This window comes from Cellvibrio sp. OA-2007 (genome assembly GCF_000953825.1).
In the GTDB taxonomy this organism is placed as follows: domain Bacteria; phylum Pseudomonadota; class Gammaproteobacteria; order Pseudomonadales; family Cellvibrionaceae; genus Cellvibrio.
Genome location: NZ_BBUL01000092.1, coordinates 49,317 through 75,270, shown reverse-complemented (window position 1 = coordinate 75,270; position 25,954 = coordinate 49,317). Strand labels below are relative to the sequence as shown.

Sequence of the window (25,954 nt, the reverse complement as noted above, 5' to 3'; positions counted from 1 at the left end):
GCGTTATGAAAAGAGCTTTGATCTTATCTGGCGGTGGTGCACGCGCCGCTTATCAAGTGGGCGTATTACAGGCTTTGACTGAAATACTGCCCGACGACTGTGAAAACCCTTTCCCTATTATCTGCGGCACTTCTGCCGGTGCGATTAACGCTTTGGCGATCGCGGCTCACAAGGGCAATTTCAAATCTGCTGTTACTGCACTTACCCGCATGTGGTTGAACCTGGAAATTGGCCAGGTGTATCGCCACGGTTGGATGGATATTTTTAAAGGCCTGTCCTATTTAGGCTTGTCCCTAATGAATGAAGGTATGGGGCGCCGCAAGCCCTTATCACTTTTGGATAATGGCCCACTGTGGAATTTGTTGGGTTCTAAAATCCATTTTGAAAACCTTACGGATGCAATCGACTCGGGCCGATTATTGGCGGTTAGTATCTCGGCGATGGGTTATACATCCGGCCACTCGGTAAGTTTTTTTCAGGGGCACCCTAGCTTGCAAGGCTGGTCGCGTTATCGTCGCGCCGGTGTGCCAACACAGTTGCGTCTGGAGCATTTGTTGGCGTCGTCTGCCATTCCTACTATTTTTCCCGCAGTGCGCATTAACCGTGAATATTTTGGTGATGGTGCATTGCGTCAACTGGCACCTATGAGCCCGGCATTGCATTTAGGTGCTGATTCTTTGTTTGTAGTGGGGGTGAGTGGTAACCGCACCGCACAAAAAGCCAATCGACGTGTACCACATCGCCATTCGCCATCCATGGGGCAAATTGTTGGTCACTTGTTTAACAGCGCGTTTGTTGATGCAATGGAAAGTGATTTGGAGCATTTGGAGCGAATGAATCAGTTGCTAAAACTGATTCCGGAATCTGTGCGGGAAGAAAATGGAATCATATTGCGGCCAGTAGCCAATATGGCGATTTCTCCTTCTTACCCCATCGATGGTATTGCCGGGCGCAATGTGCGTTACCTGCCGAAAAGCTTGCGCTTTTTTATGCGTGCAACTGGTTCTACCGCAAAAGGTGGCGGTGCAACTGCTGCGAGTTACTTATTGTTTTCCAATGAGTTTATTACCGAGCTGATTGAATTAGGGCGAACAGATACCTTGGCAGAAGCAGACAATATTCGCCGTTTTTTTGCTGAATAATCTGGAACGGTGAAATAAAAAACGCCGCTGTTTATGCAAACAGCGGCGTTTTTATTTAAACACAGCAAACGTTTATAGATTCATAAAATCAAGCACGGCGACGGAACAATGGCAGAGGTTGGTCAACTGCGGCTTGATAATATTCCTGCAAATCGCTGAGAGATTTTACCGCTTCTTCTAAATTGGCTTCGGGGTTGGCAAATGCAAATGCATTTACGCCACAGCGGCGCAGGTAACAAAGTTGGTCGCGAATAAAGTTGCCCGTCGCGCGCAACTCACCTTTAAAACCGTAGCGCTCGCGCAACAAGCGTGCAGTAGAGAAGGGGCGGCCATCCATAAAACCGGGGAAGTTAATACCGATCACGGCAAATCGATTGGCTTCTTCACCAATCAGTTCGGCAGCTTCATCGCTATCAATCCACACGCCTATATCGGTGCGGTTTTGCAGCTGATCTTTTTGTGCGAGCCATACCGCGACAGGGATCAACACTTGCCCGGCAGGCACTGCAACCGCAGCGGCTTCACCTTCGGCTTTGGCGATAAATGCCCAAGTGTTTTCAGCGATAACGCCGTCTTTAATTAGCTTTTGCATAAACTTTCTCCTTGAAGGGAGCGGCACCTATACGGCGATAGGTATCGATAAATAATTCTTCTGCGGTGCGATTGGCAACATACACATCGACAATTTTTTGAATCACGCTTGGCATATCGTCAGCACCGAAAGAGGGGCCGAGGACATCGCCGAGTGAGGCGTCGTTGCTGGCGTTACCGCCCAACTGTACCTGGTAAAATTCTTTGCCGGATTTATCCACACCGAGAATGCCAATATGACCCACATGGTGATGGCCACAGGCATTCATACAACCGGAAATATTCAGGTCGATATCGCCCAGGTCATAGACATAATCCAAATCTTCAAACTGGCGCTGAATCGCTTCGGCGATTGGAATGGATTTGGCGTTGGCGAGTGAACAGAAGTCACCGCCGGGGCAGCAGATAATATCGGTAATAGTGCCGATGTTGGGTGTGGCAAAACCGGCGGCTTTACACTCTTGCCAGAGAGCAAACAGCTCGGTCTTTTTCACATCTGCCAGCACGATATTTTGTTCGTGGGTGGTGCGTGCTTCGCCAAAACTAAATTTGTCGGCGAGGTTGGCGATAATTTCCAGTTGAGTATCGGTAATATCGCCAGGGGCAACACCGGTGGGCTTCAGTGAGAGAGTGACTGAGGCGTAACCAGCAATTTTGTGTTCACGCACATTGCGTTGTAGCCATTTGCCAAAAGCGACGCTTTCAGCGGCTTGGGTATCGACACTGGCTTGGGCAGCTGCGTTATCGATGGTTTCGTAAGCTGGCGCAGTAAAGAAACCTTTCGCGCGCTCAATTTCAGCTTGCGTCAGTTTGTTCATGCCATCTTTTAAGTGTTGCCATTCGTCTTCCACTTTTTGTGCAAAGACTTCTGGGGTTAAGGCGCGTACCAGAATTTTTATACGAGCTTTGTACTTGTTGTCACGACGACCAAACAAGTTGTACACACGCAAAATCGCTTCAAGGTAAGACAGCAAATCCGCTTCTGGCAGGAATTCGCGAATTGCCACGCCGATCACCGGGGTGCGACCCAAGCCGCCGCCGACATAGACTTTAAAGCCGACTTCGCCCTTATCGTTAAGTACTAATTGCAGGCCGATATCGTGTACTTGCACTGCGGCGCGATCTTGCGTCGAACCGGTCACGGCGATTTTGAATTTGCGCGGCAAAAAGGCGAACTCAGGGTGGAAACTGGACCACTGGCGAATAATTTCGCAGTAGGGGCGCGGATCGATCAGCTCGTCTGGTGCTACACCGGCAAACTGGTCGGAGGTGGTATTGCGGATACAGTTACCACTCGACTGGGTGCCGTGCATGCCCACTTCTGCCAATTCGGCAAGAATATCGGGCACTTCGGTCAGATCTGGCCAGTTGTACTGGATATTCTGACGGGTACTGACGTGGCAATAGCCTTTGTCGTAATGGCGAGCGATATGCGCCAATTTACGCAATTGCGCGCTGTTCACCATCCCGTAAGGCACATTAATGCGCAGCATAGGCGCCAAGCGCTGTACATAAAGGCCGTTTTGCAGGCGCAATGGTAAGAACTGTTCAGGCGGAAGTTCGCCTGCCAGAAAGCGCTCGGTCTGGCCGCGAAATTGTGCGATACGCTGGCGCAGAATGCTGTGGTCGTACTCGTCGTAGATATACATGGAGCTAGATACCTATTTATGTCTAGGGCTGTACCTACAGCTAGGTGAGGCCATCACGGAATGGCACTGTAGGCTGAAAATTGAGGCGCGCAGGATACAGGAAAAGCCCAGTTCCGGCGAGTTTTGCGGCGGCAAGATAGCAGCAGCTTATGCAGATGTGAACACACCTTTAGCGCTAAGTTTGTGCCTATCGGTTATGAGGCGCAAGTTTAGTGGGCTGGGGCTGGTATCATGGCCTTATTGATTTTTTGTCTATCTATTATCGATTTAACTTATGCAAGCAGATATTGACCAATTATTTATCCTGCCGCCGTGCGATGGCCAGCTTGAGATATTGCAACGCGATACTGATTTTCTCCTGATTAACAAACCCACACGCCTGCTCAGCGTGCCCGGCCGCCATCCACAAAACCGCGATTCAGTGATTAGCCGCCTGCTACCGGATTACCCAAGTGCCGCCATTGTGCACCGGTTGGATTTTGATACCTCGGGCGTGATGGTGATTCCCCTCAATAAGCCTGCGTTGTCCCACATTAGCAAACAGTTTCAGGCGCGCACGGTGAGTAAACATTACACCGCAGTGGTCGCTGGTTTGATGGCGCACGACGAAGGTGTCATTGATTTAGCTATCGCCGCAGATGAAGGGCCAAAATACAAAATCTGTTCGGCAACCGGTAAACCTTCTATCACTGAATACACGGTGATTAGTAGGGATAAACAGGCGCAGACCACACGGGTGTTGTTACATCCCATCACTGGCCGCTCGCACCAACTGCGCCTGCATTTACAGGCAATAGGGCACCCCATTTTAGGTTGTGAGTTCTATGGTGGTGACTACGCCAAAGCGGCAGATCGTTTACTGCTGCATGCGACGGATTTACGGTTTGTGCATCCGGTGACGGGAGCTGAGGTTTTTATTGCGGCGAAGCCTGATTTTTAATGCTGAAATCTGAGACGGATAAAAACTAGCCGCTGGTTTTGAGAGTGGTTACAATGTAATACAACGTAATCGATAGTATTGCAGAGGTAGATATGAGCATCACATCGGTAAGATTGCAGCCAGAAGTGGAGCAGGGGCTGGAGGCTATGGCCATCAGTCAGGAGCGCAGCAAGAGCTGGTTGATTAATCAAGCGCTTAAAGAGTATATCGAGCGGCAAACACAAGAAAAAACACGCTGGCAAGAAACTCTGCATGCCATGGACTCAGTGGCTAAAGGTCAGGTAGTGTCAGGTGAGGCGGTGCAGCTCTGGCTGGAAAGCTGGGGCAAAGATGATGAAAAATCCCCGCCCCAAGTAGGTCAGTAAAGAATGTTTCCATCATTAAAAGCAGGATAAAAGATAATTAAGGACAAATAGATGAAGTTGATCTATTCCGCCGATGCCCTGGACGATTTGGTGCGGCTGCGCAATTTTATTGCGGTACACAATCCCCAAGCTGCCGCGCGTATCGCACAGCAACTGCTGCAACGTATCGAGCATCTAAAAGCTTTTCCTCAGCTTGGCATCAATGTAAGCCAAGCTCCCGTAGCGGGCTCTGTTAAAGACTTTGTGTTTGGCAATTACATTGTGCGCTATGCAGTGCAAACTGATTCCTTATGTGTTTTGCGTATTTGGCATCACCTCGAAAACAACGATTAGGATTTGCTTGGTCGAATTTTATTCTCTTAGAGTAAAAACGACATTTTCATTTTGCATTAACTTATGTAAATCCTCGTTAAGTTGCAGTACTTAAATATCAAATTGTTTGACAACGTTGTCTGGTGTGCGAGAGATTTGCTAGCTCAATCAACCACAAAGGATAACAACATGGGTCATCAACGATTTTTTCTCGCCAGTATTCTCTCCGCCTCAATTGCATTTGTCGGCTGCGGTTCCAAAACTGACTCATCTGCTGAGTCAGTTTTATCGGTAACCCCAGCCTCATCTACTGCGGCATCCTCAGTCGCTGCATCTGCGCAAGCAGCGGTATTTTTTGATGATTTTAATTATCAATCCATCGATGCGTTTTACGGCAATGGTTGGAAAGTGCGTACTGAAACCGGACATCCGGGTATCAAGGGCGCTACTTGGTCAGCAGAGGGATTGTCTTTCCATGCTGATATTCCTGACACCGAAGCGGGTGCCGTGCGTATGAGTTCAGTAACCAATGGCACCGGTGAAAAAACCCGTCACACACAGTTTTGCCATGCGCGTAAATATCGTGAAGGCACTTACGCTGCGCGGGTATTTTTCCGCGATGCGCCAACTTATGGGCCAGATGGCGACGAAGTGATTCAAACGTTTTATGCGATTAGTCCGCTCAAAGCGCCAATGGATAAAAATTACAGCGAAACCGATTTTGAATATCTGCCCAACGGCGGTTGGGGTGAAGATGCCAACCCCGCTATGTGGACCACCAGTTGGGATACTTTCCAGCTAGAGCCTTGGACTAAAGTAAATGAATTTACCCGTGTTGAAGGCAGCTACGCCGGTTGGCGCACACTGGTATTGACGGTTGCCGATAAGAAAGTCACTTACTATGTAGACGGTAAATTATTTTCCGAGCATAGCAGCGCGGTCTATCCGGAAGATTTTATGTCGATCAATTTCAATTTGTGGTTTATGCCCAAAGGTGCAGATGGCTCTTTGGGGCCAGTAGATTCACCTGAAATGCGTGAGTATCAAGAAGATGTCGACTGGGTGTTTTTTCAGGAAGGTGTAGCTATTACTACTGCTGAAGTAGAAGCGCAAATCGCCGATATGCGCAGTAAAAAAGTGACGTATGTTGATAATGTGCAAGAGCAGAATCCGGCGTTGCCGTCGCCCTGCGGTTTGTAATTATCTTCAACGCGGAATAAAAAAATGCCCGAACATGGTGAGTGCTCGGGCATTTTTTATGATGAGCTATTAATGCTGTGCAGCTTCTTCTGCACCAATCCCTGTTTGTGAACGCACAAACTGCGCATCAAATGCGGCTTGTTCTGCAGCGGCATTGGCGGATTTATCGGTGATAGAGAAAAACCAGATGCCGATAAACGCAGCGGTTACGGAGAAGATCGCCGGATACTTGTAAGGAAAAATCGCAGTTGCATTACCGAATGCATCCACCCACACGGTTGGCCCGAGTACCACCAAGATAACGGCAGTAGACAATCCCAAACCACCACCCATCACCGCGCCGCGTGTAGTGAGTTTGCGCCAGTACATACTGAGTAGCAAAATCGGGAAGTTAGCGCTGGCGGCAACACAGAAGGCGAGGCCAACCATAAAGGCAACGTTTTGTTTTTCAAACACGATACCGAGCAATACTGCAATTACACCCAGACAAACAGTGGCGATACGCGATGCGCGGATTTCTTTTTTCTCGTCGTGATTGCCTTTTAACACCAAGGTTGCGTAGAGATCGTGCGAAATAGCGCTCGATCCGGCCAGGGTTAAACCCGATACCACCGCGAGAATGGTGGCGAAAGCAACTGCAGAAATAAAACCGAGTAATACATCGCCACCTAAGGCTTGCGATAAGTGAATCGCGGCCATATTCGCGCCGCCGATCAAGGCACCATCGGTGAAGTACGCAGGATTTTTCAGCAGCAAAATGATTGCGCCAAAGCCGATAATAAAGGTGAGAATATAGAAATAACCGATAAAACCAGTGGCATAAAATACTGACCGGCGCGCTTGTACGGCATCTTTCACAGTGAAGAAACGCATCAAAATATGCGGCAAACCAGCGGTGCCGAACATGAGGGCGATACCGAGTGAAATGGCGGAAATAGGGTCGCTAACCAGTGTGCCGGGCGCCATAATCGCGTTGGCTTTGGAATGTACTTTTACCGCCTCGGCGAATAAATTTTCAAAACTAAAGCCAAATTGCATCATCACTAAAAATGCCATTAGCGATGCGCCAGACAATAACAAAATCGCTTTAATAAGTTGTACCCAAGTCGTGGCGAGCATGCCGCCAAAGGTCACGTAGAGTGTCATCAATACTCCAACAATGATGACGGCATACTCGTAAGGCAGGCCGAACAGCAACTCAATTAATTTGCCGGCACCCACCATTTGTGCGATCAGATAAAAAATCACCGTCACCAGCGAACCGCTGGCGGCAAGAATACGAATCGGTTTTTGTTGCAAGCGAAACGAGGCTACATCGGCAAAGGTGTATTTGCCAAGGTTACGCAATGGTTCAGCGATAAGCACCAATACAATCGGCCAGCCGACTAAAAAACCAATCGCATAAATCAAACCATCAAAACCCGAGGTGTAAACCAATCCCGCGATGCCTAAAAAAGACGCGGCCGACATATAATCGCCTGCGATCGCTAAACCATTTTGAAAACCAGTAATGCCACCACCGGCCGCATAAAAATCGCTCGCGGTTTTTGTGCGGCGTGCGGCCCAATAGGTAATACCCAGTGTTACTGTCACAAAAGCTAAAAACATCGCAATAGCGATAACATTAATACTTTTTTCACTGCTCGCTTGTGCCCAAGCGCAGGTCGCCATAGCAGAAAGAATTAATGCAATAGGAGCGTTGTACTTCATTGCTGGCCTCCGGCTTTCTGCACTATAGCCTTAGTCAACGGCTCTAGTACCCGGTTGGCGTAGGAGACATAAATCCCGGTGATCACCATACAAAACAGAATCACACCTAAACCCAACACCATACCGATGGAGGTAACTCCATCGCCAATTGGCATACCAAGGGTAGTGGGGTGGAACGCGATGGTTAGGATAAGCGCAAAATAAGCACCGATAGTAGCTAATGACAAAGGCCACATAATTTTTTTGCGCGCGCGGGTCAGGGCCGCATATTCCGGCAGCTGCCGGATAGATTCAATCTGCATTTCAGGTTCCCCTTGTTATTGTTAATTAGTAGGGGGATTAAATGCCGAACTTGTATGCAAGGTCAAGGAATTATTAAATCCAACCTTTTTGACGGGCGATACGCGCGGCATCTACGCGGTTGGCGGCGTTGAGTTTGGCAATCGCCTCTGAGAGATAATTGCGTACAGTACCTTCCGATAAACACAATACCACCGCGATTTCGGCAGTCGTTTTTCCTTCGGCAGCCAAACGCAGTGCGCGGCGTTCTTTATCATTAAGTGGGTCGCTTTCACCCAGCGCCATCATCGCCAGCTCGCCGTCAATCACGCGTTTGCCATCCATTACTTTATAAATAGCTTGGATGAGTTGCTCGGAAGGGGCATCTTTTAATAAAAAACCGGAGACTCCCATATCAATCGCGCGGCGAATATAACCTGAGCGGCCAAAGGTGGTGATGATGATAGTTTTAATCGGCAGTTTTTGTTGCAATACCCACTGCGCTAATTCAAGGCCGGAGCGCCCCGGCATTTCGATATCAGTGAGTAAAATATCGTAACTGTTTTGTTTCATTAACAGCCAGGCACGATCACCATCTTCCGCTTGGGTGATTTCAAAACCTTCTTCCATGCTTAATAGTGCTGCCAAGGCGCCGCGCACCATGGATTGATCTTCAGCCAATAAAATTTTCATGGATTATGACGCCTGCTGTTGAAGTTCATTGCGCGGCAGCGAAATAACAAATTCACATCCTCTGTGAATAGATGACTGTAAGTCACCCGTTAATGCATGCAAGCGCTCTTGTATGCCCTGCAAACCATTGCCCGGCACCAGGTGTTTTACTGCGCCGTTATCGCGCATGCTGACCAGAATTTTATCGCTACTTTGGCGAAACTCAATTTGGCAGTGGTTGCCGTTGCTGTGGCGCAGCACGTTGGTGGTTAGTTCCGTCAGTGCCAAAATAATAGCTGTTTCTGCACGTGGTGTAAGTTGTGGAATATCACCGTTTAAATCCACCACAAAACCGTTTTGACGTAGCTTTTCGCATAGCTCCATCACCTCTCCAGAGAGGCCGCGATGCTTATAACCAGAGACTGTCTGGCGTACCAAGCTCAAACTGTTGCGCGCAATGTGATGCAGCTCAGAGAGATGTTGTTTTACCTGCTCATGTTTTTCCTGCGCTAATAATTTTTCGGCTAGCTCGGCTTTGAGTGCAATGCTGGATAATGTGTGGCCAAGAATATCGTGCAGATCGCGCGCAATCCGTTCACGCTCGGCAATCACCGCAAGCTGCTCAATTTCCTGATGACTTTTTTGTTGGCTGATGCGCGCTTCCATGCGCAACTTTTCAATATAACCAACGATACCAATAGTCGCTAAACCAGAGAGTGCAGGAAACGCAAAAAAGGGAAATGGGTAATTAAATTGATAATGCATCGCAATAATCAGCGCGACCAATAAGCTGGTAAAGAGCAACCAGGTTTTGGTGCGATAGGTAAATCCAACTAAAAAACCTATGTAAGAAAAAAACGTGCTAGAGCCAGGAGTGTAGGGCGTGATGACTAATGCTAACAATACAATTGCCAGTAATGGTTTCCAAACCTGGTTGGGTTTAAGTGTGATCGCCACTAAATACAGCGATACAAATACACAATAGACACCCACTAACAGTACTTGAGCGAGTGTGCTAAATGGCATGTAGTAGACGGGAACAAAATAATAAAGACTGAAAACCAGCCAAATCCAGGATTTGGCAGAGTAGATGGAGCCTGCGCATTGTACAGCGTGTGGTGTCATAGCGTCATGTCCGGGCGGTGGTTCCAGAGTGAATGCTCGCCACTATTATGATCGCCTTGCGCTTGAAATCAGCTCTGGCGGTAATTAGGTGAACAAGCAAAATAGCAGTTAAGTTTGCTGCAACACTAGTGCTTATACCAGCCGTGAAAGTCATTAGCTGGCAGTGACAATTGTCAGAGTGTTACATCGGTGTGAAAAGCTATTTATGGCGTCATAGTTAAGCTGGATAAATTGGCTGGTTGAAAAATTCAGTTTTAGTGTAGTGGTAAAAAGTCTTTACAATGACATTTTTGTGTATTAATTTGATATCTTAATGATATCAATAAGAGGCTAAAGGAGCACATCATGGTTCATGAACTAGAAGCGCGTAGTGGATCGGGTTATTTTTTGTTGGTGGTTTTATTGGTGTTGCAATTGATCAGTATTGGCGGTGTCTTTGTGCTTCCTGGCCTACTAAAGATTATTGCTGTCTTGGCCGTGGTTATGGTTTTTATTTGCTGGTTCGGCTTTTACATGGTGCAGCCAAACCAAGGTAAGGTGCTCCAATTATTTGGGCAATATAGCGGTACCGATCGTACAAATGGCCTGCGCTGGGCTAACCCGCTGTACAGTAAAAAATCGGTGAGTTTGCGGGTGCGTAATTTTGAGTCTGGTCGCTTAAAAGTGAATGATGCAAATGGTAATCCGATTGAAATTGCCGCGGTGATTGTTTGGCGCGTGGTAGATACCGCTGAAGCTGTGTTTGAGGTGGATGATTACGAAAACTACGTAACGATTCAAAGTGAAGCAGCACTGCGTAATCTTGCGACTACTTATCCTTATGAGCACGATGCAGAGGATGAGCGTTTATCGCTGCGCAGTGATGCAAATGCAATCGCGCTGAAGTTAAAAAGTGAAGTGCAGGATCGCTTACAAAAAGCGGGTGTTGATGTGCTTGAGGCGCGCTTGAGTCATCTGGCCTATTCGCCCGAAATTGCTCAGGCTATGTTGCAACGTCAACAGGCAAGTGCGGTGTTGGCGGCACGTAAAATTATTGTTCAAGGTGCGGTCGGGATGGTGGCTGATGCACTTGATCAATTAAAGGAGCAGGGTGTAGTGGATTTGGATGCTGAGCGTAAAGCAGCGATGGTCAGTAATTTATTGGTTGTGCTTTGCGGTGATCAGCAGGCAAGGCCGGTAATTAATACTGGCACCATTTACTCTTAATTCAGGCGTTTGACTGTGGCTAAAAAATCATTTCCGCTGCGTATTAATGATCAGGTTATCGCTGCTATGCAGCGCTGGGCAGATGATGATTTGCGTAGCCTGAACGCACAAATTGAGTTTGTACTTCGTGAAGCTTTAGTAAAAAGCGGGCGCGTTAAGCTCACCCAAAAAGTCATAACAGATCTTGAATCGCTAGAGGGTGGTGGCGAAGAGCCAAGCTAATGAGGGCGGGGCTTTGCTAAATAATTCTTAAACCAAAAAAAGGGGGGGGCTCAACGGGCTCCCCCCTTTTTTTATGATCGCACTTGCATTTTTATACTGTACGGTACATAGTAATTGCTGTGTGATACACAGTATATGGGTTTATGATGTCAGAAGAGCATTTAGATAAGTTGCGACAGGAGTTGCGGCGAGGGATTTTGGTGTTAGCGGTGTTGGGCTCTTTGCGCCAGCCTCACTACGGCTATTCGCTGCGCAAGCAATTGCAAAACGCTGGTCTGGATATAGATGAGGGAACTCTTTATCCGCTGGTACGCCGTTTGGCAGATCAAGGTTTATTGTCTAGCGAATGGCAACAAGGGGAGGGGCGGGAGCGACGCTATTATCAGTTGTCACCTGAAGGAGCTGTACTGCTCGAGAGTTTAACTGCTGAGTGGCAAGCGTTGAACAATCATGTAGGCAAAATAGTGGAGGTGGATCGTGCAATTAATTGATCGATATATGAGTGCTGTGGCTTCTTATTTACCCGAGGTTCGTCGCGATGAAATTGTGCGCGAGTTGCGTGCCAATATTCTCGATAAGCTGGAAAGTTTGGCAGAGCAGCAGGGGCGAGAGGCTACCGAAGCGGATGTATCTGCCCTGTTGAAAGAACTAGGGCATCCGCAGCAGGTTGCCAGTCGCTTTTTACCTGCGCAGCAGTTGGTCACGGCCGATTTGTTCCCTCTCTACAAACAGTCACTACATTACGGTGTGATTTTGGTGTTCATTTTGGGGTTGATTCAGTTTGCGGTGGGTTTTCTCAGCTCTGGTTATATGGACTTTATCGGTCTGTTGCATGGTTTTGTGATGAAGGGTCTGATTACTTTTGCGGTGATTACTGGGCTCTTTTATGTGTTTAGTAATCCTCCCGGAGGTAAACCTTTATTTAGCCCATATCAGTCTTGGGCACCAGAAAAATTGCCTCCTGTTAAAAGATCTTGGCAGCGTATAAGTGGTGGGGAGCAGGGTGTAGATTTTGCTAGTGATTTATTTTTCTTACTATTGCTCAACTACAGTTTTTGGATGCCTTCAGAGAAAGTATCAGGCTTAGCGGCGGTGTTTTCTGATTCGGTTAGTGAATGGGTTCCATTGCTTTCGGCGGTGATGATTGTCTCCTTGCTTTTTGGTGTATGGAATATGGTCTATCGTTATTGGACTGTTCCCAAGTTGGTGATAGAAGCATTGATTAATCTGGCCTCGGCTGTGATTTTGCTCAAGCTCAGTCGCTTGGATCAGATTTTAGTACCTACCCATAATCCGCTGGTTGAACCGGTAAAAATGCTTGAGTTGGCTAACCATGTTATTGGAACGGGGCTGTTCTGGGTGGGTATGTGGTTGTTGTTCATGGTGGGTTGGAGTGTGTATCGCATTTGGCAGTTGTCGCGAACACTGTGAGTGCAGACTACTTCAAAATGGGTGTGTTATGATCGATACAAGAGCAGTGCGCGTGGCTTGAAATGATTTGGCGCTCGCTGCAAGGATTCCCTTTAATTTCTCACGTGCCTAATGGCGTAAGGAGTAGCTTAAATGATTCAGCTGCAGCGCAACTATAGTAATACTTACAATAATAATAGCTCTACTGAGGGCGAATTAAGTCAGCCGTATACACTTACCTATGAAGAGTATCTTACGCTAGCGAGAATCCCCCATTGTGATGGAGTGCCTGCACGCGTTATCAATGCACTGCATTTACGTGTTGGTCACACTGAGCTATCGATAGAGAAAATCGCTTCAGATTTGAACCTTACCAAGCGCACCTTGCAGCGTCGGCTGCAAAGCCAAAATACCAATTTTGCTCAGTTGCGCGATGATCTACGATTCCATTACGCCATCAAATACTTAATTGATGACAATTTAAGTGTGGATCTTGTTTCGCGTGCGCTGGATTTCTCTGACAGAACTAGTTTCACCAATGCCTTCAAGCGTTGGACAGGTTTGTCGCCAAGCACATTCCGTAAATTGTTCCGGGATGTCGCTTAAATATATTTATCTGCAGAGAGGGATCTCTGTGTTACTAATGAAGTGACCCTTTGGACAGTTTGATAGCGGGTGCTTCTATAGCGCCCGTGTCGGCGACAACCGCGCAATAATAATTCACCACTCCTGATACATGCACTGCTGGGTAAATGCTGGCTGTAGCGTCTGCCATACCTGGCTCGTAATACCCATCTGCTGTGTGAAATAAAGGTACATGTTTGCGTGACTCTATTGCGTTGTAAAGCGATTTGGGTGCGCTTTCTTCCTGCAGTATCTGCAGATGTTCAGTAATGTCCTCCTCAGTATAAATAACACAGGAGAAGTTATCGCCATCCCGTGTGCGCAAGGCAAAACGCGAAGGGTTGGTTAAGTAATAGTATTCGGTCACTCCCAGTGATTCGCAGGTCTCTTCAAAGTAACGCGCCAGTTGAGGGTCAGCAAAAAAAGGTGTGCCGCTATCGATGGCTTCTGCTTTTAGGCTGCTTGATAATTCATTGAAATACGCGTGTTGTAATTGATGAATGGCTGCTTCTAAATCTTGAAGCATGTTCTCATCATTCTTTTTAAGATAATAATGAATGGTATTGTTATTAAAAGCTCTTACCGCATCAGCTGGAGTGGCATAGCCAGTCAATAGAATTTTTTTAATCGATAGATTGTTTATCTGTGCGCAAAATTCGATGCCATTCATATTCGGCATGGAGTAGTCTACTATTAATACGGACACTTCTCTGATGCGCAATTCATCAAAACGTTTGACATTTTTGTGGGTAAGAACTTGCTTCACCCAAGCGTCTGAGTCGCCCTGCGGTTTGGGTTTTTCGCCATTAGCAACAAGTTCGGCTTCGCGCTGATATTCGTTTATATACCGCAAGGCTGCGTCGGTATTATCGAAAGTTTTCACATTGAATTGCTTGGAAAAGTTTGTAGACAGCGCATCTAAAAAGTCTGGGTTATCATCGACAAACACAATTTGTGTTGGATAAAAACAAAGAGGAATTTTTGATTTCACACTAAGAATCCCAAGTAATATAAAGGCTTAATGGCTTGCAAATGAGCCGACTATGTAAAGTATGTGATAGATATTGTAAGCCAATTATACGGGGGAGGGGTAATCAAACAAGCCTCAGCGATTAGGAGGGATATCAGATGAGAGCTAAATCATTGAATATTTCTCTTTTCTAGCAGATTGGCGGCGCGCCTTTCTGCTAACTCGTCTTTTGCCTTGTCACCTTCATGAGCAATTTGGGAAGCAAAAAAGCACAGCGTAAATTCAGATCCCTTTGCAACTTCACTTGTCACATCAATATGCGCATTATGCTCATCAACGATGCGCTTAATGGCTTGCATACCAATACCATTGCCAAATTTTTTCCCGCTGAAGCCTGCTTCCCATAAGTTGGCTAGTTGGCTCTTGGTCATACCGGTGCCGTTGTCTGAGATGGAAAAGTAAACATTATTATTTTCGACCCAGGATTTAATTTTGATCGTTAGCTCTTCTGCGTCGCGGCGAGCTTCGGCGGCATTTTTGATCAAGTTAATAAAGAGAATTTTTAGGTCTTCCGCGTCACCTTTGATGTGGGGAATTCCGCTTAGTTCGTATTCGATACGGTCGAAAGATTTTTCGAATAAATAGAGGCAGTCTTGAACCAGTGTTTCCAATGAACAGGATTGAATTCTCCGTTTATGGTGCCCACCCAAAATGCTTGCCATTGTAGCGATCAACTTGGAGCCGCGCTCAACCTGAGCCAATACTATGTCCCGCTGCTTGTCGCGATCATAGATGTCATTTGACAGAATGCCGTCGATAATAGCAAAAGGTGCTTTGATGTCGTGATGGTAGTGATTCATCAGGCTGAGCATTGACAGTGTTTTTTTTGCTTCGCCCAATTGTTCATGCATATTATTTAGGCGAATAACCCGGTTGAATACCTGCTCTAACTCTGTTCGCAGCCACTCAAAAACTTTCATATCATCATAGCGATAATAGGAAAAGTGTGTGGGGTTGCCGACCAGCACAATGGCTAGAATTTTTTGTTCTGAAAGTACCGGAAAGCATAATCCGGCGCTATGATGTTCCATTTCAGTGCGCATGAGATCTGGCATTTCATCTGCCATAATCAATTGCGTTTGTTGAGCGCAGTAAGTGACTAGTGGTTTGTCTTCGCTAATGACTTCAAAAGGTAGGCTGCTTAACCTGTTGTTAATATCGCCATCCACTGATTCGACCTGCTGTCTAATCATCAGAATTTTGTAGTTAGTGAGTCTAAGTACCTTTAAAAATAAATGATCCAGTACTTCAGTCATCATCGAGAAGTTAATTGAGTTTCTCAGTGCAACTTCTGTATCCTCTTTGACTTGATCAAATTCATAGCCATGTTTGGCTAAAATCTTCTTTGCGTTGGGCAAAATCCATTTTAATAATCTTGGATAAGCCTCCAGGATTAATGCCACAAATAACAATAGAATTAATACTCCACCTACAGATTCAGTGTGATCGCCGACCACTGAAGTCACAACAAAATACAACCAAATAAAGAATCCCAGCAAAATAGCTTTGGATAAGCCAACACTGAGCGCCAATCTGAAATCCATTAGGTTGTGTTGAATTGTTGTATAAAACAAGAATGCCACAAATATGATATTTGATATGGGTCCCATTAGCTTTGATAAGTAAAAGCTTTTTGGCATGGCTCCTATTAAGAGAATGCCTATTAAAAAGCAAACCAGCAGTGTGATAAGAATCCACTTTAGGCGTTGTTTCTCACGGCTTAATGATGATTTATAAGAAAATGTAACTAAGGCAAGGGATCCAATAAAGCACCAAATAAAATACGCTGCAAATGCATAAAAAATAAAGTCAGGTTTCGGTAGGTATCCACCTTCAGTTTTAATTAGTTCTGATGGGAAAATAAAGAAGTTACCAAATGCTAAAAGAAAGCTCATAAGGAAACTAGGAATAATAATAATATTCCTAAAGGTGATTGAGCGGCTCCCTAGCAGTCGCCACGCTAGTAATGTAAAAATAGATGGGGCAAGAAACATACCCCATCGCGTTAAATGAAAAAGGGTATCCAGCAATTTCATGTCAGTAATGGTTGTCAAAAAGTATAGTTCTAATGACCAAAAACCTAAGCAGCAGATGGTAAACCCCAGAGCTTTTGCTGCGGGGTTTTCTTTTTTCGATAAAGCTAAAATTCCCACAGCAATGTCAATAATTGCTGTGATTAGGTATTGAATCATTTCACGCCGCTCGCAATTTACTTCTTAAAATATTCCCTGCCGCATCAAGATCGTTGCATACCATTAAGACAGTTTTAAAACTTAAGTGGGGGTAGGACTTAATACCCGAAATTACCTTGGCGCCAAATAATTGATAAAATCTGGTGTGCTCAGGGCGAACTGCGACTAAGACGGCCTTGGCGTTTCTGTTGACCGACTCAGTTAAAACCGATCCCATTAGTGTGAGCCTGGCTTGCATTCCGCCTTTGCGCTGAAATGTGGGGTCTATAACAAATTTGTTCATTTCTACCAAAATGTCATCATAGCCAACGTTATCGCGAATTTCGTTCTCAAATACTTCCATTACAGGAATTAAAGCATCCTCGGATGGGGTGTAGACACACGCGCGCATTGAACCAATGGCCTTAGTATTTTGGTATGCCAAAAAACAAATGCTATTCGGCTGGTTGTCATATTCATCAATAAACTTTAACGAAGAGTTCTCTTCAATGTAGCCTTCTGCACTATAACTTCTATAGCGCATTGAATACACCCGGTCTAGCATGGGCCCTTTTGCTATTACACTATAGTAATCACTTTGTGGTTTTTCTTGGGTTTGAAGGGCAGTAGTAAACATATGATACCTCTCGGCTAAGTGCACATTAAATTTGGATAATGCGAGCACAAAAAATGCAAATGATGCTTTAAGTGCCACATAAATACTCTTGGCGCCATGTTCGACTTGGACTTGGCGTCAAACTCCATTATGCTCAAAAAGTATGCGACCTAAAACAACACTTTAAATCTTCATAACGAAGTGATTGAATGGTGCGAAATAGTTGGCGTTGCCATTTAACGTTGTATGGTGGTGCTGGAGGAGGGGTGGTGTGGTTGCACGGGCGTGCGAGAAAAATAAGGCGATAAGTCTCCGCCTGGTATAACGGAGGTAGCACTTTAAGGACTTCACAATTAAAAATTTAAGGTCCGCAAGTAATGACAGAAACTAATCAAGCCCACTCTGAGTTGGATAGCACCGAAACGCTATTTCATGACATCGCCACGCCGTTACTGATTGCCAAAATAAAAGCTGGGTTGCTCGCATCCTATCTGCCGCAGCTCATTAAAACCTTGGCCGAGTCGCCCCATTTGCTGCACCTATTACCCGACGACAAAAAAGTGATTGATGCGCTGATCAGCGCACCGGAAATCATGGTTTCGAATCTGGAGGTGGTACAAAAAAAAATAAATCTGCTGTCTGAATCCATTCAACATCAGGCCAATAATTTTGGCACATATCCGCTTGGTGATAATTTAGGCGCCAAAATTCCGAATCTGAATCTCGATCAAGCAATGATCCCATCGGTAAGAACCCCTGCCATCAAAACGATTCTGTTAGTCGATGATGAGGTTGTACATCGCGATATAGGCGAGAGTTTGCTCGCCCCGCATTACCAAGTGGATTTTGCCGAAAATGGCTTGGAAGCCATCCGTAAATGTGAGCAGAAACAATATGATTTGATTCTGATGGATTTGCATATGCCCAAGATGAACGGAGAGCAGGCAACGATTGCCTTGCGCACCCGTGTTAGTAATGAAACGATTATTATCGGCCTGACGAGTTTGCCGCTAGGCGCTAATCAATCGGGATTGCTGGCCAGGGGATTTACCGATTTCCTTGAAAAACCCCTGTCCATGAAGGGGCTACAAAATATCTTGCAGGCATACTCCCGCAATGCCTGATCGTTGTATTCAATAATATCCACCACTTTATCATTCCACTTTATTGAGCCAATTATTCATGAGAATAATAATGAAAAAAATACTAGTTCCTAGTGGTTTTTGGTTTGCGGGATTGTCTATTGCAACGGCGTATAGCCCGGTGGTTTGGTCGCAAAATACCAGTAGCTTCGAGTTGGAGGAGGTAATTGTAACGGCGCAAATGCGCGATGAAAATGCGCAAGCCATACCTATTGCAATAGGTGTTTACGATAAAAATTTTATCGCTCAAGTGGGGGCAAGTTCTTTAACGGAAATGGAAACGGCAATTCCCAATATCAACTTTGGGCGGGGCGATAGAAATACTCGCGGAGAAATTGCGATACGCGGCGTCGGCGATTATGCGCGCAATATAGGCACCAATGCGCGTGTGGCGGTTTATATTGATGGTGTGTTGACCGGGCGCTCTTCCAGTTTCGATCAGAGCTTATTGGATGTTGCGCACATAGAGGTATTGCGCGGCCCGCAGGGCACCTTGGCCGGTACTAATGCTCTGGCCGGTGCAATCAATATTATTACGCAAAAACCAGAAGATACTTTTAACGCGGAATTGCTTAGCAATATCGGTAATTACAACTTGCGTTCCCTCACAGGGAAAATAAATCTCCCCCTGACTGCCGATTTGTTTGCCAGTTTGTTACTGGGTGCTACTGAGCAAGATGGCTACATTGATAACATCACGCTCAAGCGCAATCTGCAGGGTGTTCAGCGCGATCTAGCGAAATTAAAGTTTCGTTACATAGGGGCTGAAAATCTAACCTTGGATATGGGTTTTGATTATCTAAAAGATGACGATCAATCCACTAACGCCGAAGCTCTTGCTAATGGCGGCCTTAATGGATTTACCCTGGCGCCGGAGCCATTTGTGGTGGCGCACAATGCCGATGAGTATGAGCGGCGCGAATTAAAAGGCACAACGATTGAAGCGATTTATGATACTCCGCAACACTTTCGCTGGACCTCAATTACCGGCATTCGCACCAATGAATTCAGCGAGCTGAGTGAAGAAGATTATTCCCCACTGGATGTTGCCTTCAGTGTGTTTGATGAAAAAAGCGATCAATTTAGTCAAGAATTGAGATTGGCCTCTCCCACGAGTGAGAATGGCGATTATGTCATCGGTGCTTATTTTTTACAGCAGGACATCTCAACCCAGCGCCGTGCTGTAACTGGTGCAATGTTTCGCTCAGCGCCTAATGCATCGGTACAGACACCGGCCACAGCAGCAGTGCAATCAGCGTCGTTATTTGCGCAGGGAAATTACAATATTAATGCGCAATGGCGTTTGACTGGCGGTATCCGTTATGTACATGAACGCAAGGATATAGACTATTCCAGTATCGATAGCACTGGTTTATTTCTTGATGTAAATCATCTGCAGGATCAAAAAACTTTTAATGAGCCACTGCCGAAAATCGCTATAAATTTTCAGCTCAATTCGGATGTATTACTCTATAGCAGCGTTGCGCGTGGCTATAAAAGTGGGGGCTGGAATGCGGATTTTATTACCACATTGGACAATTTCCAGTTTGACCCGGAATACGCCATCAATTATGAAATAGGCGCAAAATCGGTATTTTTTGATCAGCGGCTCACCGTCAATCTCGCTGGTTTTATCACAAAGTTTGATGACTTTCAGGTATTTCAATTTGTGCAAACCCAGTCGTCCGGCACTGTATTGTCATTGACCAATGCTGGAAAAGTCACCAGCAAAGGAATTGAGCTGGATATCAAATCACTGCTAACTGAGTATTTGAGTGTGAGTTTGAATACTGCTTTTACCCAAGCGCGGTTTGACGAATTTAAAAATGGTGGCGGCTTAGGGGTGGATTACGATGCTAACTATCTACCTTATGCTCCCGAAATTACCTACTTTATCGCCATGGACTACAACAGGCCGCTGTTCAATCAAACAGAGGTTTATGGCCATATCGATTACGGTTATACCGGCGATTATTTCTCCAATCCTGATAACAGTGCCAACAATGCTATCGCCAATTATTTTACTGCCAATGCACGCATGGGAATCAGGATGGATGCTGGTTGGGATATTTCATTGTGGGTGAAAAATATTACCGATGAAACCAACCTTCGCCAGCGGTCTCTTTCGTTTCTTCGGGTGCCGCGAGGTTTGTACAATCTACCGCGCAGTTATGGATTGGCCATTAATTATAAAATGGAATGATGCGTTAAAAAGTAATGCGGATAAAAATCGAGCAGGCTGGTTCAGGGTCAGGTATTGATGAAGGGGCATTGCCAATCATCTTTCAAGATAAATCAATTCAGATGTAAAAGAAGAAATAAAATGGAAGTATCTAATAAGTTAACACCAGAACAATGCGCCAATATGGCTGATATCCGCGAAGAGATTGATCTGCTTGATCGCAGTATCATTCAACTGATTGGCCAGCGCTATCAATATGTTAAATCGGCCGCTAAGTTTAAAACCTCTGAAACCACAGTGTGCGCTCCCGAACGTTTTAAGGCTATGTTATTGCAGCGTCGCGAATGGGCGCAAGAACAGGGGTTACATCCGGATGTAATTGAAAAGCTCTACTCAGATTTGGTGAATTATTTTATTCAGGAAGAAATGGAGCGCTGGAAAGACATGAATGTTTAGAATACTGCGCGCCGCTATTAGCACTATTTCTAGTGGCGCAATACTATACTTGCACTCACTTAATAAATACTTTTGTTAGTCTTGCTTGTTTTTTCCCGCTTTAAATCACAGCTTCATCCTCGTGGCCGTAAACACTCGAAGAGGACGATAAGGGAGCGACAGGTCTCACGCTCCTAGCTACAAAAGTCGACGAAATGATTCGCATCGAAATGGCCGCCGGGTGGGTGTCAGTTTTGATGGCGATGAAAGCTGCTGTGGATTGCGGTGTCGATCTTCGCAGCCACGATGAATCGCCAAAGTGGAGTGACGGCTATACAGACAACCAAGGTTGAGTTGATGCAAAATAAAAAAGCCCGTACAACATAATTGTGCGGGCTTTTATTGCTGGTGATTACGAATTAAATATAGTAATTCGCATCAATAATATCGCCCAGCTCTACTGTGGCAACTTGGGGTTGTGATTTGAGCCATGCGAGCAATTTTGCTTTGTCTGCTTCAGTGGCAGAGCCGTAGCGTTTGTTGGAGCCGACAAAACCAGACAGGCGTTTGCTGGATAAGCCGCCGCCGAATGCCAGGCCTTCTGCGTTGATGGCATCGATAAAAAAGCTATCGACAAATTGACTGATGGTTTCGTCGGTCAAATCATTTTTGAATTCGCATTCCAGTTCAAAACCAAAGGTGGCGAATTCGTCTTGAAATAATTTCTTACGCAAACGTTTGCTGCGCTGTGGGGCTTTTTTGTTGTTTGTATTGTCGTTTGCATGGCTTACTGCGGTCATGGTTTTTACCTTTCTTTAACATCAAACTTGCATTAATAATTTGCGTGGCGGCGCTTAGCTGAGGTCAGCATTGCTCACGCCATTTAAATCCATCAGGGTGGCGACTTGTTTTTCCAACAAGTCGATACGGTTTTCTAATTGCTGAACTTTTTGTTCCAGCTGCGTTACTTGTTCATCGTTATTGTTTTTACTGAAAGAGCTGCTTTTATTGGCAGAGCTGTCGGTGCTGGCATTTTGCATAGCAGCGATAGCGGCTAGATCGGGTGCGCCGCAGAGCAGGTGCATATAGCGGTCTTCGCGCTGGCCAACTTGACGTGGAATGTGAACGATCAGCGGTTTGGTTTTATTGCACAACTGTTGCAGTTTTTCTTCCAGAGCTTGGTGGCTGGCAAATTCCGCCATGCGCTGGGTGCGGGTTAATATTTCGGCGATGGTCTGCGGGCCGCGCAGCAGTAATACCGTCAAAATCGCGTGGGTCTGTTTGTCCACACTCAACACGCGGGTCAGGCGCTGGTCGTAGCGCGCGGCGCGGTTGCCGTAATCGACGGCGATATAGTTGCGGTCTTGCAGTTCGCTGACACAGCGCTGTACTGCGCCGCTTTCGTAGTTGCTAATCGGTTCGCGGCTGGTTTTCTGGTTGCAGGCCAGTAATAGGCTGTTTAGCGTTAAAGGATATTGGTCGGGAGTGGTGAGCTGTTTTTCCATCAGCGAACCCAACACACGAGCTTCAATGGCATTGAGCAGGGCGGGTTCCTCTGGAGGAAGGGCGGTGCTGGTAGGTTCCATAATGCATCTCGGCGGTATTAAACGGGGCTGCAACTCTACGCCCATAGGCACCGGATTTCACCCCTTTTAACGGGTTTTTGTGGCTGAGCAGTTCATCTTTGGGCGATTAGGCCTCGTCCTGAATAAAGTTATCGGCCTCGGCGTAGATGATCTCATCTAGTAATTGCTCCTGATGTTTGCCATTGCAATCGATCACTATATCGGCATATTGCAAATACAACGGGCGGCGCTCGGCGTAGACATCGGCAAAGGTTTGATTGGCGGGGCGCGCTATGCCGCGGGTCTCCATATTGTGGATGCGCTGCTCCAGTGTGGCGATGCTGGCATCCAGAAAAATAATCGGGCCGAATTGTTTTAAGTGCTGCATACCGGTTGCGCTGTAAACCGCACTGCCGCCAGTGGCGATAATATGGTTGGGGTATTGTGCCTTGAGTAGCACTTGCTCTTCGGCTTCGCGCAGCGCCAGATAGCCTTTTTCATGCAAAATATCTTGCAGGGTTTTGCGGTGTTCCAGCTGAATTAACAAATCTGTATCGATAAAATCTTTGGCGAGATTTTTTGCCAGTAATAATCCCAGGGTGCTTTTTCCTGCACCGGGCATTCCAATCAAAATAAGGCTTTGGTGATAGGGATTCATAGCGGGTTCCTGCGGCAGTGGTGTGGCGAGGTGTTTCACAACTATAGCTGATTCTATGTCATGGTAACTGCTAACCAGATTTTCGATTTGATTAAAATAAAAAAACCACAAGCGCAAAGAACGCTTGTGGTTGAGTGGTTATGACTCAAATACGGCGTATTAGTGAACGGCTCTAAGCTGTGCCGGGGTGCTTAATTGGTTTAACAGCAGATTGCCGAGCGGCGCTATTTTGCTGCAGCTCATGCTGGCGGCCAGATTTAAATCTGTTGCGCGGCGGGCCAAATCATTGAAATTGCGCATCACCGCCGGGTTGCGCGGGTCGGGAATGGAGATTCCGGTGAGAAAACCAGAGAGTTGTGCTGGCATTCCGGGAACCGAGTTGTAATCCAAATGCGCAAAGGGGGTGCCGGTTTCCATAAGGTGACAGCCGCTGCAGGTGTTGAGTGCCAGTTCAAAGAGCGCATCATCTCGTACAGTAGCGGGTGGTGGTGTTACTGGCGCTGGCGTTACAGGCACCGTTAATAAGCCTGCTGGTGCATTCCACATCGACATAACAGGCGCACTGCCAGCTGCAAATGGGTTGCCTAAAAAGCTTAGCGGGATTGTGTGCTGCCCCGCAGGTGGGCCGACCAGTAGTGGCCAATTGCTATTGATGTAAGTGGCCAGGGTAGCCGAATTATTGAAGCTGAGATGGGGCTCTTGTTTTACATCTGTTTCGATCAAGTTGCCGCCGCTGGTGGGCAGCACAAATTCGCGCAGTTCCCAAAATGGTGAGCCGGGCAATAGTTCATTGGTGCGCACTTGACCTATCGCACTTTGGTTTGGTGATGAGGGGCTGGCGCCCGCTGCGGTGAACACATTGGTCAAATTTGCGAGGTCGCTGTTGTAATTGGCAGAACTGGCCAGAGCGACCCATTTTTGCGCCCAAGTGCGAATATTCGTACAGCCTGCGATGGGCACCTTGTATTCGAGAATCAGGGTTTTGCTCAGGTTGTTGCAGTTGCCATCGTGCAGGGCAAATACAAAGCGGCCTTCGCCCGCATCACCACTGGCGTAGGGGCCGGTGCCGCCGCGCAAATCCGCGCGCAATACAATGCCGAGTAACCGAAATGGGCTTTCCTGTGGCAATAGGGTTGCGCCTGGACCACCGCTGCGAATTTCCCAATCCTTAATCACTTTTTGATAAACACCGGGGCGAGCAGCAACATTGAAACCGTTGATCGTTTGATTAACTGTCCAGTGTTTAAATAAAACTTTAATAAAGTCGGAAGTGGACGAGGTGCCGTTGGCCATATTTTCCATTAATCGCCAAAAAGTCCATTCGCCGGTCGGATTGCCATTTGGCGATGTATTGTTAGTGGCGCATGCCCAGGTGCGGCTGGAGTCATTCACTACGCTGATGTCGGTAATCATCAGCGATTGCGGAATGCTAACGGCTGTTGCAGCAGGTGTTATATCGCCAGGTAAACCCAGCGGAAAATTTAACAGCGGCAGTGCGATCGGCTGATTGGTTTTAATGCTGGATGCATCAAATGGCAGTGAAAATAGTTTTTCTTTGCCGTTATTTAAACCGATAAAGTCCAATGTATTAGCGCCGATGTTAATACGCTGTTGCGTTAATTCTTGCCTTCCTCCTGATGCAAAAAATCGCGTTTCTTTATTGGCTGCGGTTTGCGCCAATTGTTTATTTGCTTTGGTAAACGCATCAAAATCAAATTCTACTTTGGCACTTAACAATCCATCACCGCCACGTAGATCACCGTTTTCCCCATCATCCGATAAGGTGATTATTTTTTTGTCGAGCATAATACTGAGCTTTTTTTCGCGTTCAGATAGGGTGGGGAAACGCGCACTAATAGTAGCGGTTGTGTCGTCTAATTTGGTGATGTTGAGTTCACTGGGTTTGCTGGTGTTATGTTGCGCCGATGCAGCCGACACAATGACGGTGCTGCTTAATAACAGCAGCATACTGGCTGAAAACAAGCTATTCCTGGCTTGCATAAAAACCCCCTTGCGACAAGAGTGATGAAGTAATCCATAAAGATTAATGCACCTATCGAAAGGGATATTTCCTTGTGCCCGTTATTGATAAGGGATGAGGGTAGGGGCTGTCAAAGGTCGCTGCGCAATATGTCGTATCAACCAACCAAATAAACAAAATAGATTTTTATGTGGATAATTTACTCAAAATGTTCTGTTACTAAATTTCCGCTTTTGTTTTTAATATTCTATTTTGCTGTTATGAAATGTGAGTTTTCTGTTTTTGGTTTTACGGCTTGTATTGGATATTTTTTAAATATAAAAAATCATAGTAATTGGCTGTTGTCGCGCGTGCTTGAATGAAATATGGCAACCAGTGAGTAGCGGAAAAATGTACTGCAACTGGCGAGGTAATCACTTAATAAGAATTTCACCAACTCGTTGGTGGCGGAGATTTTTTCTTGTTGTTCATTTTCCGGTAATGACTGCAGCTCTTGTTGCAGTTGTACAAAATGGGTGCAGACCTTAATGTCGGCATCCTGTTGTTTGCGGCCATCGGTAACCACAATAGTCAGGTCGGCGCGTGTGGTATTCCATTCAAATAATAAATAGAGCGACTCGTCCTGAATGTTTTCATCTAATAGGCTAATGGCTTTTGCGGCGCAGGTTTCCAGCGCGTCTTTTAACGACATCTGCGCTGCAGGCGTAAATATATAGAGAACGCCTTG

27 protein-coding genes are annotated in these 25,954 nt (G+C 46.2%); 13 read left to right on the top strand and 14 right to left on the bottom strand.

The window, feature by feature from the left end; translation table 11 throughout:
• The first annotated feature begins 5 nt into the window (after positions 1-5).
• Entirely contained in the window at positions 6-1,142 is a 1,137-nt protein-coding gene (locus AWU77_RS13065; RefSeq protein WP_062064119.1) for a patatin-like phospholipase family protein, read from the top strand.
• A gap of 88 nt (positions 1,143-1,230) precedes the next feature.
• On the opposite strand, the gene AWU77_RS13060 is transcribed toward AWU77_RS13065, so the two are convergent.
• Complete coding sequence (locus tag AWU77_RS13060) at positions 1,231-1,734, bottom strand: DUF934 domain-containing protein (protein WP_062064117.1); 504 nt, start codon at positions 1,732-1,734, stop codon at positions 1,231-1,233.
• Positions 1,718-3,382 (bottom strand): nitrite/sulfite reductase, encoded by a 1,665-nt coding sequence (locus AWU77_RS13055; protein ID WP_062064115.1) that lies wholly within the window; start codon positions 3,380-3,382, stop codon positions 1,718-1,720. The genes AWU77_RS13060 and AWU77_RS13055 overlap by 17 nt, the downstream gene beginning before the upstream one ends.
• Positions 3,383-3,656: 274 nt before the next feature.
• Between AWU77_RS13055 and AWU77_RS13045 the strand changes: the two genes are divergently transcribed.
• From AWU77_RS13045 to AWU77_RS13030, 4 genes are all read left to right on the top strand, one after another.
• On the top strand, positions 3,657-4,322 hold the full coding sequence (locus AWU77_RS13045; RefSeq protein ID WP_062064110.1) for an RluA family pseudouridine synthase: 666 nt from the start codon (positions 3,657-3,659) through the stop codon (positions 4,320-4,322).
• A gap of 92 nt (positions 4,323-4,414) precedes the next feature.
• Complete coding sequence (locus AWU77_RS13040; RefSeq protein ID WP_062064108.1) at positions 4,415-4,687, top strand: CopG family ribbon-helix-helix protein; 273 nt, start codon at positions 4,415-4,417, stop codon at positions 4,685-4,687.
• 51 nt (positions 4,688-4,738) lie between these two features.
• The gene (locus tag AWU77_RS13035; protein WP_062064106.1) at positions 4,739-5,020 is read left to right on the top strand and encodes a type II toxin-antitoxin system RelE/ParE family toxin; all 282 of its coding nucleotides are present in this window, start codon (positions 4,739-4,741) and stop codon (positions 5,018-5,020) included.
• 168 nt (positions 5,021-5,188) lie between these two features.
• Positions 5,189-6,199: a glycoside hydrolase family 16 protein gene (locus AWU77_RS13030; protein ID WP_084618373.1), complete on the top strand. Its 1,011-nt coding sequence runs from the start codon at positions 5,189-5,191 to the stop codon at positions 6,197-6,199.
• 69 nt (positions 6,200-6,268) lie between these two features.
• Here AWU77_RS13030 and AWU77_RS13025 read toward each other — a convergent pair whose 3' ends face one another.
• From AWU77_RS13025 to AWU77_RS13010, 4 genes are all read right to left on the bottom strand, one after another.
• A complete protein-coding gene (locus AWU77_RS13025) occupies positions 6,269-7,909 on the bottom strand; it encodes a cation acetate symporter (RefSeq protein WP_062064104.1) in 1,641 nt (546 codons plus the stop codon).
• Complete coding sequence (locus AWU77_RS13020) at positions 7,906-8,211, bottom strand: DUF485 domain-containing protein (protein ID WP_084618371.1); 306 nt, start codon at positions 8,209-8,211, stop codon at positions 7,906-7,908. Before AWU77_RS13020 ends, AWU77_RS13025 begins: the two co-directional genes overlap by 4 nt.
• A 73-nt stretch (positions 8,212-8,284) precedes the next feature.
• Positions 8,285-8,881 (bottom strand): DNA-binding response regulator, encoded by a 597-nt coding sequence (locus AWU77_RS13015; RefSeq protein WP_062064101.1) that lies wholly within the window; start codon positions 8,879-8,881, stop codon positions 8,285-8,287.
• Between the two features lie 3 nt (positions 8,882-8,884).
• Positions 8,885-9,985, bottom strand: a complete 1,101-nt coding sequence (locus tag AWU77_RS13010) for a sensor histidine kinase (protein ID WP_084618369.1) — start codon at positions 9,983-9,985, stop codon at positions 8,885-8,887.
• Positions 9,986-10,330: 345 nt separating this feature from the next.
• Here AWU77_RS13010 and AWU77_RS13005 point away from each other — a divergent pair, with 345 nt between their 5' ends.
• The 5 genes from AWU77_RS13005 to AWU77_RS12985 all read left to right on the top strand — a co-directional run bounded on the left by AWU77_RS13005 (position 10,331) and on the right by AWU77_RS12985 (position 13,429).
• Positions 10,331-11,191 (top strand): SPFH domain-containing protein, encoded by an 861-nt coding sequence (locus tag AWU77_RS13005; protein ID WP_062064099.1) that lies wholly within the window; start codon positions 10,331-10,333, stop codon positions 11,189-11,191.
• A 15-nt stretch (positions 11,192-11,206) separates the two neighbouring features.
• Positions 11,207-11,413, top strand: a complete 207-nt coding sequence (locus AWU77_RS13000) for a hypothetical protein (protein ID WP_062064097.1) — start codon at positions 11,207-11,209, stop codon at positions 11,411-11,413.
• Positions 11,414-11,559: 146 nt separating this feature from the next.
• On the top strand, positions 11,560-11,904 hold the full coding sequence (locus tag AWU77_RS12995) for a PadR family transcriptional regulator (RefSeq protein ID WP_062064095.1): 345 nt from the start codon (positions 11,560-11,562) through the stop codon (positions 11,902-11,904).
• The gene (locus AWU77_RS12990) at positions 11,891-12,844 is read left to right on the top strand and encodes a hypothetical protein (protein ID WP_062064093.1); all 954 of its coding nucleotides are present in this window, start codon (positions 11,891-11,893) and stop codon (positions 12,842-12,844) included. The genes AWU77_RS12995 and AWU77_RS12990 overlap by 14 nt, the downstream gene beginning before the upstream one ends.
• A gap of 132 nt (positions 12,845-12,976) precedes the next feature.
• A complete protein-coding gene (locus AWU77_RS12985) occupies positions 12,977-13,429 on the top strand; it encodes an AraC family transcriptional regulator (RefSeq protein ID WP_062064091.1) in 453 nt (150 codons plus the stop codon).
• Positions 13,430-13,463: 34 nt separating this feature from the next.
• On the opposite strand, the gene AWU77_RS12980 is transcribed toward AWU77_RS12985, so the two are convergent.
• The 3 genes from AWU77_RS12980 to AWU77_RS12970 form a co-directional block, all read right to left on the bottom strand.
• Entirely contained in the window at positions 13,464-14,438 is a 975-nt protein-coding gene (locus AWU77_RS12980) for a response regulator (RefSeq protein WP_062064089.1), read from the bottom strand.
• Between the two features lie 149 nt (positions 14,439-14,587).
• A complete protein-coding gene (locus tag AWU77_RS12975) occupies positions 14,588-16,669 on the bottom strand; it encodes a sensor histidine kinase (protein WP_062064087.1) in 2,082 nt (693 codons plus the stop codon).
• 1 nt (position 16,670) lies between these two features.
• Positions 16,671-17,285 (bottom strand): hypothetical protein, encoded by a 615-nt coding sequence (locus AWU77_RS12970; protein WP_152625357.1) that lies wholly within the window; start codon positions 17,283-17,285, stop codon positions 16,671-16,673.
• Between the two features lie 356 nt (positions 17,286-17,641).
• Between AWU77_RS12970 and AWU77_RS12965 the strand changes: the two genes are divergently transcribed.
• The 3 genes from AWU77_RS12965 to AWU77_RS12955 all read left to right on the top strand — a co-directional run bounded on the left by AWU77_RS12965 (position 17,642) and on the right by AWU77_RS12955 (position 21,044).
• The gene (locus tag AWU77_RS12965) at positions 17,642-18,388 is read left to right on the top strand and encodes a response regulator (protein WP_062064083.1); all 747 of its coding nucleotides are present in this window, start codon (positions 17,642-17,644) and stop codon (positions 18,386-18,388) included.
• 70 nt (positions 18,389-18,458) lie between these two features.
• Entirely contained in the window at positions 18,459-20,609 is a 2,151-nt protein-coding gene (locus AWU77_RS12960) for a TonB-dependent receptor (protein ID WP_062064081.1), read from the top strand.
• Positions 20,610-20,729: 120 nt separating this feature from the next.
• Positions 20,730-21,044 (top strand): isochorismate lyase, encoded by a 315-nt coding sequence (locus AWU77_RS12955; protein WP_062064078.1) that lies wholly within the window; start codon positions 20,730-20,732, stop codon positions 21,042-21,044.
• 398 nt (positions 21,045-21,442) lie between these two features.
• Here AWU77_RS12955 and AWU77_RS12950 read toward each other — a convergent pair whose 3' ends face one another.
• The 5 genes from AWU77_RS12950 to AWU77_RS12930 form a co-directional block, all read right to left on the bottom strand.
• Positions 21,443-21,823 (bottom strand): YggL family protein, encoded by a 381-nt coding sequence (locus AWU77_RS12950; protein WP_062064076.1) that lies wholly within the window; start codon positions 21,821-21,823, stop codon positions 21,443-21,445.
• A 54-nt stretch (positions 21,824-21,877) separates the two neighbouring features.
• Entirely contained in the window at positions 21,878-22,609 is a 732-nt protein-coding gene (locus AWU77_RS12945) for a YceH family protein (RefSeq protein ID WP_062064074.1), read from the bottom strand.
• A 106-nt stretch (positions 22,610-22,715) separates the two neighbouring features.
• A complete protein-coding gene (locus tag AWU77_RS12940; RefSeq protein WP_062064414.1) occupies positions 22,716-23,246 on the bottom strand; it encodes a shikimate kinase in 531 nt (176 codons plus the stop codon).
• Positions 23,247-23,405: 159 nt separating this feature from the next.
• On the bottom strand, positions 23,406-25,247 hold the full coding sequence (locus AWU77_RS12935; RefSeq protein ID WP_238582427.1) for a hypothetical protein: 1,842 nt from the start codon (positions 25,245-25,247) through the stop codon (positions 23,406-23,408).
• A 305-nt stretch (positions 25,248-25,552) separates the two neighbouring features.
• Complete coding sequence (locus AWU77_RS12930; protein WP_193747537.1) at positions 25,553-25,918, bottom strand: hypothetical protein; 366 nt, start codon at positions 25,916-25,918, stop codon at positions 25,553-25,555.
• Positions 25,919-25,954 lie beyond the last annotated feature (36 nt).

Excerpts from the sequence above, each read along its gene's own strand:
- AWU77_RS13065 (WP_062064119.1), top strand. The coding sequence starts at position 6 with ATGAAAAGAGCTTTGATCTTATCTGGCGGTGGTGCACGCGCCGCTTAT.
- AWU77_RS13060 (WP_062064117.1), bottom strand. The coding sequence starts at position 1,734 with ATGCAAAAGCTAATTAAAGACGGCGTTATCGCTGAAAACACTTGGGCA.
- AWU77_RS13055 (WP_062064115.1), bottom strand. The coding sequence starts at position 3,382 with ATGTATATCTACGACGAGTACGACCACAGCATTCTGCGCCAGCGTATC.
- AWU77_RS13045 (WP_062064110.1), top strand. The coding sequence starts at position 3,657 with ATGCAAGCAGATATTGACCAATTATTTATCCTGCCGCCGTGCGATGGC.
- AWU77_RS13040 (WP_062064108.1), top strand. The coding sequence starts at position 4,415 with ATGAGCATCACATCGGTAAGATTGCAGCCAGAAGTGGAGCAGGGGCTG.
- AWU77_RS13035 (WP_062064106.1), top strand. The coding sequence starts at position 4,739 with ATGAAGTTGATCTATTCCGCCGATGCCCTGGACGATTTGGTGCGGCTG.
- AWU77_RS13030 (WP_084618373.1), top strand. The coding sequence starts at position 5,189 with ATGGGTCATCAACGATTTTTTCTCGCCAGTATTCTCTCCGCCTCAATT.
- AWU77_RS13025 (WP_062064104.1), bottom strand. The coding sequence starts at position 7,909 with ATGAAGTACAACGCTCCTATTGCATTAATTCTTTCTGCTATGGCGACC.
- AWU77_RS13020 (WP_084618371.1), bottom strand. The coding sequence starts at position 8,211 with ATGCAGATTGAATCTATCCGGCAGCTGCCGGAATATGCGGCCCTGACC.
- AWU77_RS13015 (WP_062064101.1), bottom strand. The coding sequence starts at position 8,881 with ATGAAAATTTTATTGGCTGAAGATCAATCCATGGTGCGCGGCGCCTTG.
- AWU77_RS13010 (WP_084618369.1), bottom strand. The coding sequence starts at position 9,985 with ATGACACCACACGCTGTACAATGCGCAGGCTCCATCTACTCTGCCAAA.
- AWU77_RS13005 (WP_062064099.1), top strand. The coding sequence starts at position 10,331 with ATGGTTCATGAACTAGAAGCGCGTAGTGGATCGGGTTATTTTTTGTTG.
- AWU77_RS12995 (WP_062064095.1), top strand. The coding sequence starts at position 11,560 with ATGTCAGAAGAGCATTTAGATAAGTTGCGACAGGAGTTGCGGCGAGGG.
- AWU77_RS12985 (WP_062064091.1), top strand. The coding sequence starts at position 12,977 with ATGATTCAGCTGCAGCGCAACTATAGTAATACTTACAATAATAATAGC.
- AWU77_RS12975 (WP_062064087.1), bottom strand. The coding sequence starts at position 16,669 with ATGATTCAATACCTAATCACAGCAATTATTGACATTGCTGTGGGAATT.
- AWU77_RS12970 (WP_152625357.1), bottom strand. The coding sequence starts at position 17,285 with ATGTTTACTACTGCCCTTCAAACCCAAGAAAAACCACAAAGTGATTAC.
- AWU77_RS12965 (WP_062064083.1), top strand. The coding sequence starts at position 17,642 with ATGACAGAAACTAATCAAGCCCACTCTGAGTTGGATAGCACCGAAACG.
- AWU77_RS12960 (WP_062064081.1), top strand. The coding sequence starts at position 18,459 with ATGAAAAAAATACTAGTTCCTAGTGGTTTTTGGTTTGCGGGATTGTCT.
- AWU77_RS12955 (WP_062064078.1), top strand. The coding sequence starts at position 20,730 with ATGGAAGTATCTAATAAGTTAACACCAGAACAATGCGCCAATATGGCT.
- AWU77_RS12950 (WP_062064076.1), bottom strand. The coding sequence starts at position 21,823 with ATGACCGCAGTAAGCCATGCAAACGACAATACAAACAACAAAAAAGCC.
- AWU77_RS12945 (WP_062064074.1), bottom strand. The coding sequence starts at position 22,609 with ATGGAACCTACCAGCACCGCCCTTCCTCCAGAGGAACCCGCCCTGCTC.
- AWU77_RS12940 (WP_062064414.1), bottom strand. The coding sequence starts at position 23,246 with ATGAATCCCTATCACCAAAGCCTTATTTTGATTGGAATGCCCGGTGCA.
- AWU77_RS12935 (WP_238582427.1), bottom strand. The coding sequence starts at position 25,247 with ATGCAAGCCAGGAATAGCTTGTTTTCAGCCAGTATGCTGCTGTTATTA.
- AWU77_RS12930 (WP_193747537.1), bottom strand. The coding sequence starts at position 25,918 with ATGTCGTTAAAAGACGCGCTGGAAACCTGCGCCGCAAAAGCCATTAGC.